Annotated in this window: 17 protein-coding genes; 7 read left to right on the forward strand and 10 right to left on the reverse strand. The window is 69.7% G+C overall.

Annotated elements, in window-relative coordinates:
- The first annotated feature begins 56 nt into the window (after positions 1-56).
- Positions 57-290 (forward strand): hypothetical protein, encoded by a 234-nt coding sequence (locus ABZ552_RS00370; RefSeq protein ID WP_281876070.1) that lies wholly within the window; start codon positions 57-59, stop codon positions 288-290.
- Here ABZ552_RS00370 and ABZ552_RS00375 read toward each other — a convergent pair.
- From ABZ552_RS00375 to ABZ552_RS00395, 5 genes are all read right to left on the reverse strand, one after another.
- Positions 287-1,051, reverse strand: a complete 765-nt coding sequence (locus tag ABZ552_RS00375; protein WP_281881187.1) for an adenylate/guanylate cyclase domain-containing protein — start codon at positions 1,049-1,051, stop codon at positions 287-289. The genes ABZ552_RS00370 and ABZ552_RS00375 overlap by 4 nt on opposite strands.
- 499 nt (positions 1,052-1,550) lie before the next feature.
- Positions 1,551-2,312 carry an ABC transporter permease gene (locus ABZ552_RS00380; protein ID WP_281916391.1) on the reverse strand — a complete coding sequence of 254 codons (762 nt, stop codon included), beginning with the start codon at positions 2,310-2,312 and terminating at the stop codon, positions 1,551-1,553.
- Positions 2,312-3,256 (reverse strand): ATP-binding cassette domain-containing protein, encoded by a 945-nt coding sequence (locus ABZ552_RS00385; RefSeq protein ID WP_159849369.1) that lies wholly within the window; start codon positions 3,254-3,256, stop codon positions 2,312-2,314. The genes ABZ552_RS00380 and ABZ552_RS00385 overlap by 1 nt, the downstream gene beginning before the upstream one ends.
- Positions 3,257-3,382: 126 nt before the next feature.
- Positions 3,383-4,129 carry a helix-turn-helix transcriptional regulator gene (locus tag ABZ552_RS00390; protein ID WP_357435025.1) on the reverse strand — a complete coding sequence of 249 codons (747 nt, stop codon included), beginning with the start codon at positions 4,127-4,129 and terminating at the stop codon, positions 3,383-3,385.
- Between the two features lie 135 nt (positions 4,130-4,264).
- A complete protein-coding gene (locus ABZ552_RS00395; protein WP_281876075.1) occupies positions 4,265-5,425 on the reverse strand; it encodes a helix-turn-helix transcriptional regulator in 1,161 nt (386 codons plus the stop codon).
- Between the two features lie 158 nt (positions 5,426-5,583).
- Between ABZ552_RS00395 and ABZ552_RS00400 the strand changes: the two genes are divergently transcribed.
- Positions 5,584-5,748 carry a hypothetical protein gene (locus tag ABZ552_RS00400; protein WP_281876077.1) on the forward strand — a complete coding sequence of 55 codons (165 nt, stop codon included), beginning with the start codon at positions 5,584-5,586 and terminating at the stop codon, positions 5,746-5,748.
- Between the two features lie 286 nt (positions 5,749-6,034).
- Here ABZ552_RS00400 and ABZ552_RS00405 read toward each other — a convergent pair whose 3' ends face one another.
- Positions 6,035-6,763, reverse strand: coding sequence for a MerR family transcriptional regulator (locus tag ABZ552_RS00405; protein ID WP_357435027.1), 729 nt, complete (start codon positions 6,761-6,763; stop codon positions 6,035-6,037).
- 61 nt (positions 6,764-6,824) lie between these two features.
- On the opposite strand from ABZ552_RS00405, the gene ABZ552_RS00410 reads away from it, so the two are divergent.
- Both ABZ552_RS00410 and ABZ552_RS00415 read left to right on the forward strand, forming a co-directional pair.
- Positions 6,825-7,292: a DUF6194 family protein gene (locus ABZ552_RS00410; protein WP_357435029.1), complete on the forward strand. Its 468-nt coding sequence runs from the start codon at positions 6,825-6,827 to the stop codon at positions 7,290-7,292.
- Positions 7,293-7,445: 153 nt separating this feature from the next.
- Positions 7,446-8,432, forward strand: a complete 987-nt coding sequence (locus ABZ552_RS00415) for an aldo/keto reductase (protein WP_357435031.1) — start codon at positions 7,446-7,448, stop codon at positions 8,430-8,432.
- Between the two features lie 213 nt (positions 8,433-8,645).
- On the opposite strand, the gene ABZ552_RS00420 is transcribed toward ABZ552_RS00415, so the two are convergent.
- The 3 genes from ABZ552_RS00420 to thiO are packed head-to-tail and all read right to left on the reverse strand — an operon-like array spanning position 8,646 to position 10,712.
- The gene (locus ABZ552_RS00420) at positions 8,646-9,419 is read right to left on the reverse strand and encodes a thiazole synthase (RefSeq protein ID WP_281876081.1); all 774 of its coding nucleotides are present in this window, start codon (positions 9,417-9,419) and stop codon (positions 8,646-8,648) included.
- A 4-nt stretch (positions 9,420-9,423) separates the two neighbouring features.
- Positions 9,424-9,642, reverse strand: a complete 219-nt coding sequence (gene thiS, locus ABZ552_RS00425; RefSeq protein WP_159849376.1) for a sulfur carrier protein ThiS — start codon at positions 9,640-9,642, stop codon at positions 9,424-9,426.
- Positions 9,639-10,712, reverse strand: a complete 1,074-nt coding sequence (gene thiO / locus ABZ552_RS00430; RefSeq protein ID WP_357435034.1) for a glycine oxidase ThiO — start codon at positions 10,710-10,712, stop codon at positions 9,639-9,641. Before thiO ends, thiS begins: the two co-directional genes overlap by 4 nt.
- A 58-nt stretch (positions 10,713-10,770) precedes the next feature.
- Here thiO and thiE point away from each other — a divergent pair, with 58 nt between their 5' ends.
- A complete protein-coding gene (thiE, locus tag ABZ552_RS00435; protein WP_281876084.1) occupies positions 10,771-11,469 on the forward strand; it encodes a thiamine phosphate synthase in 699 nt (232 codons plus the stop codon).
- 9 nt (positions 11,470-11,478) lie between these two features.
- On the opposite strand, the gene ABZ552_RS00440 is transcribed toward thiE, so the two are convergent.
- Positions 11,479-12,171 (reverse strand): NUDIX hydrolase, encoded by a 693-nt coding sequence (locus ABZ552_RS00440; RefSeq protein ID WP_281876085.1) that lies wholly within the window; start codon positions 12,169-12,171, stop codon positions 11,479-11,481.
- A 183-nt stretch (positions 12,172-12,354) separates the two neighbouring features.
- Between ABZ552_RS00440 and ABZ552_RS00445 the strand changes: the two genes are divergently transcribed.
- Positions 12,355-13,731 (forward strand): hypothetical protein, encoded by a 1,377-nt coding sequence (locus ABZ552_RS00445; protein ID WP_281876086.1) that lies wholly within the window; start codon positions 12,355-12,357, stop codon positions 13,729-13,731.
- Complete coding sequence (locus ABZ552_RS00450; RefSeq protein WP_281876087.1) at positions 13,728-14,711, forward strand: glutamate ABC transporter substrate-binding protein; 984 nt, start codon at positions 13,728-13,730, stop codon at positions 14,709-14,711. Before ABZ552_RS00445 ends, ABZ552_RS00450 begins: the two co-directional genes overlap by 4 nt.

Consider the following 14,711-nt stretch of genomic DNA (forward strand, 5'->3'; position numbering starts at 1 on the left):
CCCGTGAAGTCCGCGTTCCGCGACCAGCATCACACCAGGGCCAGAAAAAAGCAAGCATGCGTGCTTGTTACTTGCGGGAGGCGACCCACCCACCCGTCGGCCGCCGGGCGGCCTGGAGCATGATGGGCACGGTGTCCAGCGACGTCACCGTGATCGTTCTGTTCGCCTTGGCAGGGTTCCTGCTCGGCGGCGCCTACACCACATGGAAGACGGCGCGGCCGCTGTCGATCGCGCTGGCCGTCTGCGCCGTTCTGGCGGCGGGCGGCGCGCTGGCCTGGTGGCTCGGCTAACCCTTCGACAAACGGAAGATCCGCAGGTCATCGGGGACGCCGCTGAGCGGAGCGGCGAAGAGGCCGCGGCGATATGGCTTGGCCGCCAAGCCCAGTTCCGTCAGCGTCTCCGGCCGCAACCCCTGCAGCGTCACCTCCGACAGCATGGTGTGGCCGTTGCCGCCCGCCTCCATGACCCGCGCCGCGATCGTGACGTCCACGCCGAGCCAATCGCCGCCGATCTCACGCGGGGAACCGGTGTGCAAACCGATGCGCATATGCGGCGTGTAGCCGCGCACCTGCACATCGGCCAGATTGCGCTTGGCGGTGACGGCCGCGCGCACCGCCCGGTCCGCCGAGGGGAACACCGCCATCACGCCGTCACCCATGCGCTTGACCACCTGCCCGCCGCGTTCGGCGATCGGCGGCTCGATGGCCTTGGCCACCTTGCGCAGCAGTTCGAGGGTGGCCTCGTCACCGGCCGAGAGCGACCAGCGCGAGAAGGCCACCAGGTCGGTGAACATGACGGTTACTTCTTGGCTACCTTTGCCACGGCCCATCCGCTCCAAGGCGGCCTGCCAGACCTGCAAGGCGCCGAAACCGATCTCGCGCGCGGCGCTGGGAGCATCGCCGACCAGCTTGTCCGCCGCCCGCGCGACCGCTCGCGCGCCACCGGGCCCGGACACCGACAGCGGGTCGCCGAAGGCAGGGTCACCGGGGAGCTGTTCGCGGGCTCTGCGCAGCACACCGATGAGATCCGCACGCTGGTTCGCGGCGTTCATCAGCGCGGACAGCTGGCTGCGGCGCGATCCGCCGGAACGGCGGGAAGAATCGAACCCGTCGGACGGCTCCAACGGAATGACCACCTCGGGCGGTTCGCCACCGGCGGCCTCGCGCCCCGACTCCGGCTCCGTACCGCCGGAAGGTCTTTCGTTCACGCCCCGAGGGTATCTCAGCCGATCTGCCGTCGGCAGATTACCGATCATCGCCATCTCTCACCTCCGCGACGAACACAGCGAGCACGTCGGCGGGCTCCGCGTTGGATAACGAGCTGGTTGCTGAACCGAGGCTACTCGGCACAGCGCAGGTCTCGGAACCGGCAAGCGGCATAGTTTCCTCGATGTTCACACGCACGATCGGCCCGGCGCGAGGAATCGCACCGGGCCGATCGCGGCACCGTCCGCCGGGCAGTGGCGACGGTGGGCGAAGCGCCGGACCTCCCGACAAGGTCGGCGCCCCACAACCCGAGTGGCGAGGGATGGCGACTCGGGTGGCTTCGCGCTAAGCGTCGCGCTGGTTCACCACGACCAAGGCCGCGCCGAAGACGATCGCGACGAAGACGGTGAAGTACAGCAGGCTGCCCCACGGCCCCCAGTGCCAGTTGGCCGTGGACACGGAGGCGCTGAAGAAATGGTTCGCGTTCGCGAACGGCAGGAACGGCGTGACGTTGCGGCCGAAGCTGCCGAACGCGCCGAGCAGCCCCTCGATGAGCAGCGGCCACAGCACGATCAGGGAGATGGCCGCGGCGGACTGCCGCACCAGCACGCCGACGCCGATCGCCAGCAGCACGCACAGGAACGCGTAGATCGGGATGCCGTAGACCTCGCGCCAGTCCTCCGCGCCGGACAGCGTGAGGGCCGCGCCCGCGTCCGGGCCGCTGATGGCCTTGGCCACCGCGTAGGCCAGGAACACCAGAACGAGGGTCAGCACCGCGCCGTACACGCCGACCAGCCCGGCCTTGGTCACGATCACCTTGGCCCGATGCGGCGTCGCCTGGTACGTGGTCCGGATGATGCCGAAGCGATATTCGCTGGTCACCGTCAAGGTGGCCATGATCATCAAGACCATCACGCCGAAGCCGCTGATGCCGGCCACCGCGGTGGAGACGGTCAGGTCGATCGCGCCGTCCTTGCCGTAGGACGCGCGCGCCACCGAGGCGAGCAGCGCGGCCATGCCCAGCGCGAGGGCGATGACGATTGCCGAGCACCACCAGGGCGACCTGGTGGAGGTGAGCTTGATTCGTTCCGCTGCCAGCACGCCCATCAGAGCGCACCTCCCATAACTTGATCGAAGCCTTCGCCGTGGTACTGCACGGCGCCGCCGGTCATCCGCATGAACGCCTCTTCCAGCGACGCGCGCTGGGGGGCCAGCTCGAACAGCGTGATGCTGTGCTCGCCGGCCAGCTTGCCGACCGCGTCACTGGACACGCCCGCCACCACCAGCGCAGGGCCGTCGGCTCCGGCCCCGTCCTCGCGGACTGTCATGCCGTTCGAGGTGAGCACGCTGCGCAGCTGGTCGAGCTGCGGGCTGCGCACCCGCACCGACTGCTCGGAGGCGCGTTCGATGAATTCCTGGGTCGTCGAGTCCGAGATGAGCTTGCCGCGCCCGATCACCACCAGGTGCTCGGCGGTCTGGGCCATCTCCGACAGCAGATGGCTGGAGACCAGCACCGTGCGGCCTTCGGCGGCCAGCCGCTGCATGAACCGCCGGATCCACAGGATGCCCTCCGGGTCGAGGCCGTTCACCGGCTCGTCGAACAGCAGCACCTCCGGGTCGCCCAGCAGCGCGCCGGCCAGGCCGAGCCGCTGCGACATGCCCAGTGAAAAGCCGCCCGCGGTCTTGCCCGCCACCTCGGACAGGCCGACCAGCCGCAGCACCTCCTCCACCCGGGACTTGGCGATGTCGTTGGACGCGGCCATCCACTCCAGATGGGCGCGCGCCGACCGGTTCGGATGCACCCACTTGGCGTCCAGCAGCGCGCCGACGGTGCGCAGCGGATGGTCCAGCTCGTGATAGGACTTGCCCTTGATCAGGGCGGTCCCAGCGGTGGGCCGGTCCAATCCGAGGATCATCCGCATGGTGGTCGACTTGCCCGCGCCGTTCGGTCCGAGGAACCCCGTCACCTGCCCCGGTCGAACGGTGAAGGTCAGATCCTGCACCGCTACGGTCTGCCCGTAGTGCTTGGTCAGGCCTCTCAGCTCGATCATGCGCCCAGCATTCCGCAAATCACGGCCGCGCGCGTCGGTAAATGGTGCCGAGTTGGATCATCCTCGAGGATGAGGGGCGAGGTGTCCGGGTGGGTGCAAGCCCGTACGGGGCGTCCAGCGAACAGCTCACGCGGTGTCCGGCGGTCGGTCGTAGGCGTCGATCGCGGCCTTGGACGTCGATGCGTCCTGTAGCACCAGCTCCCACGGTCCGGAGTTGATCTCGAAGCTCTTGCCGAACCCGACCCACTTGCCTGCCATCCGCGCGCCGGTCAGCTCGATCAGCAGTTGGATCGCGCCGTGGTAGTAGGCACCGCGGTAGTAACCGTCTTGCGCGGTGTGTTCGCGCCATGTGCCCGTAGCCACGTGCCCGTCCACCGTGAGGTCCATCTCCATGGAGGACTGCGCGGAGTTCGGCAGGCTGCGCACCGTCAGCCGGTTGTCGTGCTGCAAGACGACGACATGGTGCACGGCCGTGAACGTCGCATCCCGTCCGGACGAGTAGTACTCGTACCGCGACAGCCAAATACCCGAGTAGTTGCCTGGTGTCCTCGGCCGCCGCGCGGCGGCGAACTGCTCGGGCGCGACTTCGCCGATAGCCGAGTCCACCACGGTTCCGTCCTCGCCTCCGGAGAGGCTGCGGCCCGCCATCACGGCACCGAAACCGAGAGACTCGATAGGTAGTCGCATGACTTTCTCCAATGCTCGCGCGTGTGAGGGCCGCGGGTTGGTGGTGAGTCCGGATTCCCAGCGCTGCACAAGACGTTTCGTGGCGCTGGCGCATCCCGCTTCCCGGAGTGCCCGTGCTAGATCGTCCTGGCTCATCAGACGCGCGTTCCTGGCCGCGCGGAGAGCCGTGTTAGGTGCCGAAGCCATGTCGCCACGCTAGTCCTTTGACGCCTAAATGTCGCCTTGGATAGAGACGGATTGACACGCTCACCAGCACACAGAAGACCCGCGACCTGTCGAATCGGTCGCGGGCCTTCGTGGCCCTGCCAGGGGGTCAGGAAGTCACAGCGACGTACCCAGCCAGGATGCGAACCCGACCAGACCCTCACTCTGGCGTCGCTGCGCCGCTGCGATGCCGTGCACCGTCTCCCGCACTCCCGGGTGCAAACGGGTCTGCTGCGGTGCCGCTGCCCGTGCCTTGTTCAACGCAACCAGGGCCTTGTCCGGCTTGCCGGACATCAACCAGGCGCGTGCGTTGTCCTGCCAGTGATGCCCGATGCGGGTAGGTGGCGCTCCGGCGGAGTAGACCAGCTCGGCGCCTTCGATCGCGGCCCGGGTCGGGTCGCCGGATTCCAGCTCGATCGCGTGCGAATGGATCTCGGTGTTCAGCGGTCCGAAGTCGACCATGTACATGTCCGTCTCACCGGTCCGTGCCGCGATTTCACGTGCTGCGGCGATGTGGTCGACCGCGCCGGCGTGGTTCAGCTTCCGCGCTTCGTTCACCGCCCCGGCAAGGTGCGAGTAGCCGCCCAGGATCAGCCCGGATCGGGTTTCGTCGGCGGTCGATATCGCCGACTCGATGAGTTGACCAGCCACCTCCGACTCTCCGAAATGGGTGAGTACCCGCGCCCGTGCCAGGACGGAGAACGCACCCCAGTTGCGATCATCGGCCAGAGGCGCATACGTGTCGGCGAGGTCGAGCGCTGGCAGCGTGAGCGACAGGTGGCCGGTTCGCCGGGCAGACCACTCGGCGAGCACGTACGCGGCCGTCAGCAGCGTGTAGGCGCGTGCCTGCTCGTCGCCGGACAACTCCCGCACCGCACCGTGCAATCGGCGGATGATACCCGGCAATACCTCGATGGTCTGCCGCGTCCGGTCGCGGCGATACAGCAGTTGCGCGGCGGACAGGTCCGCATCCAGCTGCGCCAGCGGCCCGGGGTCGACCGCTCGGGCGTATCGGCCCTCGGTCAGCAGCACCGATAGTTCATTCACCGCGTCGGACAACGGCTTTCCGTCGTCGTAGGGTGCGCCGGTCAACTGCTCCGGGGTGACCCGTAGTGCCCGCGCTACCGCCGAGATGAAGCCGGGAGAGGCTGGCTCTCGTCCCTGCTCGACCGCCTTGACCATGCTCAGGCTGTAGGCCGCACGGGACGCGAGCGCCCGTTGACTGAGCCCGGCGATCTTGCGTTCCGATGCGATCCGCTGCCCCACGCTGTCGCTCATGCCCCAACGGTAGATCGATCGCGGCCGGCTGTCCCCGCACTGTCCCTCGGTGGCCTTGCCGTCCGCGAACGTTTTGGCAGGCCCCGGCGTCGGGTGAATCCCCGAATCCTCGGCGCCGGACGCCACCCAACTACACCACAATGCAAGGGGGTTTCGGAGTGACCGAACTCGCAGTCACCCTTACCGTTATGGCCGCTGTCGGCGGACTGCTGATCATCGTGTTCTGGGTCCTGCCTTGGCTACTCGAGCTCGGCGGCGATCCCGACGAGCGGGTGCCGTTCCGCGAGGTCATGGACCGCATCGAACGCGAGGAACAGCGATGACGACGCGGGGCAGTTGGATCCAGGACTACTGCGAGGACAGCAACTGGCCCGTCGATGAGAAGCACGCGCAAGGCTTGCTGAAACTCCATGCCACATGTACGCCACCGTGCCCGCGCAAGCTGTCCGCCGAGCGGTGGCTCCAGGAGCGCGACATAGACGGACCGGATAGTACGACCAGCCAGGCGTAGAACTGGACGACCAGGTGCTACCGCGTCATTCGCCGCCAGGAGGCCAGAACTGGGCCGACTCTGCGGAGCTGCGAGGTCAGCGCAGTCCCGCCGAAGCCTCAGCGGCCCAGCGGCTCGGCGCCGTCCGCGAGCACGGCGGCGAGCGCGGCGGCCGCGTCCAGCAGGGCGTGGGAGCGAGTGGTGATGCTCGCGTCCCGGGCCGCCAGCGCCGCCTCGACGTCCTCGGATCGGTGGCCGCGCGGCAGGTGGGGCATCAAGGTTTTCAGCGTGTCGACGCGGTATCCGGCCCTGCGGAGTTGATGGACGATCCGGGCGTCGCGGACCTGGGCGGGCGAGTACCGTCGCGTGCCCTGCGCGGTCGCGCGATCCGGGACGACGAGTCCCTCGGCGTCCCAATGCCGCAGGGTCGACGGGCGCACGCCCAGCGCGGCGGCCAGTTCGGCGACGCTCATCGCATCCGATGGCCGCGCGTCGGCGATCGGCTCGGCGGCGATCACCTCCGCCGCCCGCTTGGCGAGCGCCAAGTCGGCGCGCTCTCGGTCCAGCCCGGCGTGTGCCGCATCGAGCAGGGCGAGCACCTGCGAAAACGGTCCCGCGTGGACGGCGCGAACGATGCGCTTGGCCTCGACGGGGCCGACGCCTGCCGCCAGCGCTCGATAGGCGAGCGCGGAACGCACGTGCACCTCGCCGTATCGGCGATAGCCCGTCGCGGTGCGGATCGCTGTCGGCAGAACGCCGTCGCTTTCGAGGTTGCGAATCTGCTGCACGGAGTACCCCGCCCGCCGCGCCACCTCGACGGTGCGCAATGTGGAGTTGCGAGTTGTCACCCTTACTCCCAGCATATCTCGCCCAAAGTCTCCACAAGCACCTTAATGAAACGCTGGAAGCATGACCATCGACGAGATCATCGACTTCGTCTCGGCCCTCGACGGAGTCCTGACGCTGCGCCCCGGCCCCGGGGACGGCTCACCCGAAATCAGTTGGGGCGACACGTTCTTCTACTACTCGCCGGACGGCGTCGTGCCGAAGGCGACCCAGCCCTTCGCGACGATCGTGACGAAGAATTATCCCGGCGACGAAAGTTCCCGCCTGGACCGGCCTGACACGTTCCGAGTCAACATCGCCGCCGGAAAAGAAGCCTTCACCTACTGGACCGGCCACACCCCCCGCGAATCATCCCCTCCCGACGATCCGAGCGCGGCGGACACGGTGATCGCCCACCCGGTCTACGCATCCGCAGGTTGGCTATCGATCATCAACCCAGGCCCCCGAACCGCCGACCCCACCCGCACCCTCCTCCACACCGCCTACCAACTCGCCCGCGCCCGCCGCGAACGCCGCCCAACTCGTCCTTAGCGGACCGCGAGTGGCACATGGTCGCGGCGAAACGCGGGAAGTCCCTCCATCCACCATGTGCCACTCGCGGAAACGGTTTCCGGACTGTTGACATGGAGCGCACTCCAGCACCTAGCGTCGGGACCGACGGATTCGAGTGCAGGAGGTAGCAGCATGACCGACATTCCCACCCGGCAGCTCGGTGAACTGGCGGTTTCCGCGCAGGGCCTGGGGTGCATGGGCATGAGTCACGGATACGGCGCCGCGGACGACGAGCAGTCGATCGCGACGCTGCACCACGCTCTCGACCTCGGAATCACTTTGCTGGACACAGCCGACTTCTACGGCGCCGGGCACAACGAGGAGCTGATCGGGCGCGCCGTCGCGGGGCGGCGTGATGACGTGGTGCTGGCGACGAAGTTCGGCTTCGCCAACCGGCTGGGCGAGCCGACCCGCATCCGCGGTGACGCCGCCTATGTGCGCGAAGCGTGCGAGGCTTCGCTGCGCAGGCTCGGGGTCGACCACATCGACCTCTACTACCTGCACCGGGTCGACCCGCAGGTGCCGATCGAGGAGACCGTCGGCGCGATGGTCGAACTGGTACGGGCGGGAAAGGTCCGCCACCTGGGGCTTTCGGAAGCGAGCGCGGACACCGTCCGGCGCGCGCACGCGGTGCATCCGATCGCCGCGTTGCAAAGCGAGTGGTCGCTGTGGACCCGCGACCTGGAGGCGGAGATCCTTCCGGTCTGCCGTGAACTCGGCATCGGCCTGGTGCCGTTCTCCCCGCTCGGGCGCGGATTCCTGACCGGCAAGTACAGCTCGGTCGAGGGTCTGGCGGATAACGACGTGCGGCGCAGCCAGCCGCGTTTCGCCGAGGGCAACCTCGAACGCAACCTCGCCATCGTCGCGAAGCTGAACGAGCTGGCCGCGGCGAAGGGTGTCACAGCGGGTCAGCTCGCCTTGGCCTGGGTGCAGCACCGCGGCGACGATGTGGTCCCGATCCCCGGCACCCGGCGGCAGCGCTACCTGGAGGAGAACCTCGCCGCGCTGACCATCGAACTGTCCGCCGACGAGCTCGCCGCCATCGAGGCCGCCGCCCCGCCCGAGCAGGTCGCGGGCACCCGCTACGACGCGACGAACCTCACCTTCGTCAACGGCTGAGCCCGCACGGCCCACCGCCCCGGACTCACCCGCCGAGCGGTGACCTCCCCCGCCATGACGTGCAAGCCTCACGTCGTCAACGGCCGAGTCCGGGGCGGCCCCGCATTCCATGCCCCGGACTCGCCCTTGTGGGGTGTCGTCACACGCCTCGTGCCCGAACCGTTCGAGGATTCCGAGAGCGGTCGCCGAACTACCGGACGCGAGCTCCGCCCCTCACAGCGCCGGGGACGACGCCTGGGCCCAGAAGCGTTTGGGGATGCGCCCGGCCAGCCGCGCCGCATAACCGGCGCGGACGGCGTCCGCCATCGCCGCGGCCATCAGTTCGGGGCGGCGCGCCCTGGTCACGGCCGTGGCCAGCAGCACCGCCGAGCAGCCGAGTTCCATGGCGAGAGCGGCGTCGCTGGCCGTCCCGATGCCCGCGTCCAGGATGACGGGAACCTTCGCGTCGGCGACGATCATCTCGATGTTGTGCGGATTGCCGATACCGAGCCCGGTGCCGATGGGCGCGCCCAGCGGCATCACCGCCACGCAACCCGCGTCCTCCAGACGACGGGCCAGCACCGGGTCGTCGTTGGTGTAGGGCAGCACGACGAACCCGTCGTCGACGAGTTGTTCGGCGGCGGTGAGCAGTTCGATCGGATCGGGCAGCAGGGTGCGCTCGTCGGCGACCACCTCGAGCTTCACCCAATCGGTGTCCAGCGCCTCACGCGCCAGCTGTGCGGTGAGCACCGCTTCGGCCGCGGTCCGACAGCCCGCCGTGTTCGGCAACGGCGCGATGTCCAGCCGTTTCAACAGATCGAGCACGCCGGTGCCGCCCGCGGCGTCGACGCGCCGCATCGCCACCGTGGTCAACTCGGTGCCGGAGGCGATCAGCGCCTCCTCCAGCACGGCCAGGTTCTCCGCGCCGCCGGTGCCCATGATCAGGCGAGAGCCGAACTCCCGGTCGGCGATTCGCAGCGGGGCGTCGGCGGGTCCGGATGCCGTCATCGCCTCAGCCACCTTGAACCGCCGTCAGCACCTCGATCTCCCAGCCGCGCCCGACCGGTTCGTCCCAGCGCGACTTGGGGAACACCGCGCCGTCCACCGCGAGCGCGACGCCCCGGCACGGCAGCCCGAGGCGTTCCAGCAGCTCGCGCACGGTCAGCGGCTCGGCGAACTCGTGCTCGTCGCCGTTCACCGTGACACCGACGGGGACGGATGACAGCGTCATCTGACTCCTCCTACAGTCGTCGAAAACCGTTGCGGGTCGGCGGCTTCCGCTTCGGGCAGCACTGCCCCGCCGAGCAGTTCGAGTACCGCGTCCACGGTGAGCGGCACGGTCAGCATGCCGTTGCGGCCGTGCCCGGTGGCCGCGACGATCCGGTCGGTGAGCCGGCCGATCAACGGCAGGTTGTCCGGGCTGCCCGGCCGCGAACCCGCGCTCGCCTCGGCGAGCTCGTATTCGCCGATGCCGGGGAACACCGCCTCCGCGTCGGCGATCAGGTCGCGGACGCCCGCGACCGTGACCGCGGTGTCGAAACCCGCCTCGTACTGGGTGGCGCCCACGACGGTCCCGTCGGCGCGCGGCACCAGGTAGACCGCACGCCCGTGCACCCGGGCCCGGATGACCCGGCGCGGCGCGGGGGCGACGCCGGGGCGACGCCGCAGGCGCAGGATCTCGCCCTTGACCGGGCGGACCGGCAGTTCCGGCCACAACGCGGCCGAGGCGGCCCCCGCGGCGAGAACGATCTGATCGTGCGGAAGTTCCGTCAGCGAGTCTACGGATTCGGCGCGCACCACGACGCCCGCCGCCTCGGCGGCCTGCCGCAACGCGGCGACCAGCTTGCGATTGTCGATCGCCGGTTCGGCGGGCGCCAGCAGCGCGGCGCGCACCGTCCTGGCCAGGCCAGGTTCCCGCTCGCGCACCGCGGCGCGGTCGAGCAGGTGCAGTTCGTGCCCGCGTCCGCCGACCCAGTCGGCCACGGTGCGCAGGTCGGCCGCGTCGGCCGCGTCCAGCGCGACGGTCATGGTCTCGTCGGCCACGAAGACCGAGACACCGGTCGCGGCCGCCACCCGGGCGGCGAACTCCGGCCAGCGGGCCAGCGACGCCGCCCCGAACTCGAGCACCCGGTCCTCGCCGGGCCAGCCCTCCGACAGCGGCGCGAGCATGCCCCCGGCCACCCACGACGCGCCCGAAGCCACGGCGGGATCGAGGAGCGTGACCGACCAACCGGTCTCGGCGGCGCGCCAGGCCACGGCCAGCCCGATGGCCCCGCCACCGACGACGGCCAGAGTCCGCATCCCGATCCACCTGCCTCCTGTTTCGCATCCCCACGGTAGCGCGGCTACGGTCGAAGGCGTGCAACCCTCCCACCCGAATCGACCCGCCTCGCCGCGGGAACGTCTGGCGAACGCGCGGCTGTATCTGTGCACCGACGCCCGCCGGGAGAAGGGCGATCTGGCCAAGTTCGCCGAGGCCGCGTTCGCAGGCGGAGTCGACATCATCCAGCTCAGAGACAAAGGGTCACCGGGCGAGGCCAAGTTCGGCCCGCTGGAGGCCAGGGCCGAACTCGGCGCGCTCGCCGAACTCAAGGCCGCCGCGCGCAGGCACGGCGGGCTGGTCGCGGTCAACGACCGCGCCGACATCGCGCTGGCCGCGACCGCCGACGTGCTGCACCTCGGGCAAGGCGACCTGCCGCCCTGGTACGCGCGCCGGATCCTCGGACCCGACGTGGTGATCGGACGATCCACGCACAATCGCGCCCAAGCCGGGCTCGCCGCGATCGATGAGCACATCGATTACTTCTGCACAGGCCCCATCTGGGCGACCCCGACCAAACCCGGCAGGCAGGCGGCGGGCCCCGAATTGATCCGCTCCACCGCGGACGCCCATCCCACCCGGCCCTGGTTCGCGATCGGCGGGATCAACGCCGACAACCTCGCGCAGGTGCTGGAAGCCGGAGCGAAGCGGGTCGTCGTGGTGCGCGCGATCACCGAGGCGCGCGATCCGGAAGCCGCGGCGCGAGAGCTGAAAACGGCACTGCTCGCGAACGCGTGAGGACCGTGGTCAGGACAGCACCTGCCCGCGGGTGAACGACAGCGCGGTCTCCACCGCCGTGTTCCCGCTCGGCGCGGGCTCCGCGACCTGCGCGCCCGGCTCGTCGACGATCCTGGCGTAATCACCCGGCCCCGCCGGATCCGAATGCAGCCAGACGAAACCGAGATCGGCGAGGTCGAGTGTGCGCGGCAGCGCGGCGGCGACGGCGTGGTCGTCACCGATCTCGGCCAGCAGCACCCGTGCGGGGGCGGCGCGCAGGGCAGGCCAGGACGCGGCGAAGCCCGGATGCAGCGGACGGGCCTCGACCTCGTCCTCGGGGACCCAGACCAACTCGACGCTCTCGCGGTTGCCGGTGGTCGGGAGGGTCATCACCGCGTCGGCGACGACCGTGGTGTAGGTCCAGCCGCTCGAGGCCGAGGCCGTCACCCGCTCGCCGCGCACCCGGACGTCGGCGGGATCGATGCCCGCCTCCTCCCACGCCTCGCGGACCGCCGCGTGCACGGGCGTCTCGTGACTGTCGCGCGCCCCGCCGGGCAAGGCCCAGGTCCCGCCTTGGTGACTCCACGGAGCGCGGTGTTGCAGCAGCACCGCCGAACCGCCTGCGGCCAGCGGAGCGCGCAGGAGCAGTCCGGCGGCGCCGAAGCGACCCCAGTGCCGCAGTCCGTCCGGGCCGCGCGACCAACCGTCACCGTCACCACGCATCTCGTACCATCCTGTTCAGCTACGGGAGCACCCCACCGCCGTTTCCTCCCAACCGGGGGTGTTTCACACGCCGCGGCGCCCGTACGACCACAATAAACTCCGCACCAACACGCACGGGTCGATCGGATATTCGGTCCAACCGTCGAGAAATCCGCGTACGCGGCCCAAACTGGGGAGGTGGACATGGCTAGCTCCGAGCCGACGACGGCCGAACTCCGGCCATCGTCCGCGCCCGAAGCCGCCGGCCGGGACGAACCGGGCGGGCTGAGCGTCGCGGTGGTGCGCGAACGTCTCGACCTGGCCAATCTGCGGTCGTTCGCCAATTCCTCACCAGGACGGCTGATCGCGCTCGGGCTGCTGCTGATCGGATTGTGCCTGGCCGCGGGCTCGGTGACCGCCGCGACCGTCGGTGACCGGCAGCAGAGCCTGGACGTCTTGCTCTACGACACCGAACCGGACGCGCATTCCGCCCACCGGCTCTACACCTCGCTGTCGATCGCCGACGCCGCCGCCAGCACCGCGTTCATCGCGGGCGGGCTGGAGCCGCAGGCGGTGCGGGACCGCTACACACAGGCGCTGGGCGAGGCGGCCGCGGAATTGGTGACCCGATCCGACAGTCCCGTCGGGCCGAACGCGGACCCGGATGCCCGGCTGCGCACGGGCATAGTCACCGGCCTGCCGGTGTACTCCGGTCTGGTGGAAACCGCACGGACGAACAATCGCAGCGGATATCCGGTCGGCGCGGCGTATTTGAGCGAAGCGTCCAACCAGATGCAGACGACGCTGCTACCGATGGCCGAAGAGCTGCACAATCATCGCTCGGCGGCGGTGACCGACGCGCAGCGCAATCACGTGCGCCCGCCCTGGGCCGCGATCGGACTGCTGATCCTCACCCTCGGCGTGCTGGTCTGGGTGCAGCGGGATCTGGCGCAACGCTGGCGGCGCGTGCTCAATCCGGGCCTGCTGCTCGCGTCGGTGTCCATGCTGATCCTGCTGGCGTGGACGGTGATCGCGGGTTCGGTGTCGGCGACGTCGATGATCAGCGCCCGCGACGACGGCGCGGTGCCCTCCTCGCGCCTGACCGAGAGCCGGATCCTCGCGCAGCAGGCGCGCGCCGCGGAGACGTTGAAACTGGTGCGCCGGGACGCGACCGGCGATTACGACCGCACCTACGACGCGGACATCGAACGGCTGGCCGATCTGATCGGCAACTACCCCTCCTCCGCGCCGGCGGCGGACGAGGTGCGCAACGCCGTTCCGGCGCTGGCGCGCTGGCGGGTGGCGCATCAGCGCATGAACGACGCGCTGGCCAAGGGCGATTTCAACAGCGCGGCCGTGGTGGCGACCGGGCCCGGCTCGGCGGACGCCACCGTGCAGGTGGAGGCGCTGGATCGTTCGCTCGAGCAAGGCATCGCCGAGACCAGGGACACCCTGCGCGGCAAGATCTCCCAGGCCGCACGCGTCTTGGACTTCCTGGGCGCGGGAGCGATGGTGCTCGGCATTCTGGCGGCAGGCTATGTCGGACTGGGCATATGGCCCCGGCTTCGGGAGTACCGATGAGATCCGCGCGCGGCATTCTGGTGGCCGCCCTCCTCGTGGTAGCGCTGACGAGCGGTTGTGCGAGCGATTCCAGCGCGCCGGTGTCGACCAAGACGCCGAAGTACACCGACCCCCCGTTTCCCGCCAGAGCGGTTCCGGTGCTCACCGATTCGCCGGTTCCGCCTCCGCCGGGCACACCGCGATGCGGCGATCCGACCGCCAGCTTGCGCCCGACCGGCGCGGGGGCGGGCGCGCGCGGACCGACCATCGATGCGATCCGGGCGCGCGGGCGGTTGCTGGTCGGCCTGGACACCGGCAGCAATCTGTTCAGCTACCGCGACCCGGTCTCCGGCGCCATCGTCGGTTTCGACGCCGACATCGCCAGGGAGGTGGCCCGCGACCTGCTCGGCAGCCCGGATCTGATCGAGTTCCGCAGCCTCGGCTCCGCCGAGCGCGAGACGGCGTTGCAGAACCGCACCGTGGACCTGGTCGCCAAGACGATGACGATCAATTGCGAACGGCGCGAGAAGGTCGCGTTCTCCACCGTCTACCTGCACGCGAATCAGCGGGTGCTCGCGGTGAAGAACTCCGGGATCCGGAGCCTGGCCGATCTGGCGGGCCGCCGGGTGTGCATCGTCAGCGGCACCACGTCGCTGGAACACATGCGGCGCGACCAGCCCGCCGCGACCATCCTCACCGTGCCGAGCTGGGCCGATTGCCTGGTCGTCCTGCAACAGCGCCAGGTCGACGCGGTCAGCACCGACGACGCCGTCCTCGCCGGTCTGGCCGCGCAGGACCCGTACACCGAGTTGGTCGGTAGCAGCATCAGCGAAGAGCCGTACGGCATCGGCATGACCAAAGGCAACGACGATCTCGTGCGATTCGTCAACGGCACGCTGGAACGCATCCGCAACGACGGCACGTGGGTCGGGCTGTACCAGAAATACCTCACCATCCTCGGTCCCGTTCCCGCCCCGCCCGCCCCCACCTATCAGGATTGA

This window comes from Nocardia sp. NPDC019219, assembly GCF_040632645.1.
Taxonomy (GTDB): Bacteria; Actinomycetota; Actinomycetes; order Mycobacteriales; family Mycobacteriaceae; genus Nocardia; species Nocardia sputorum.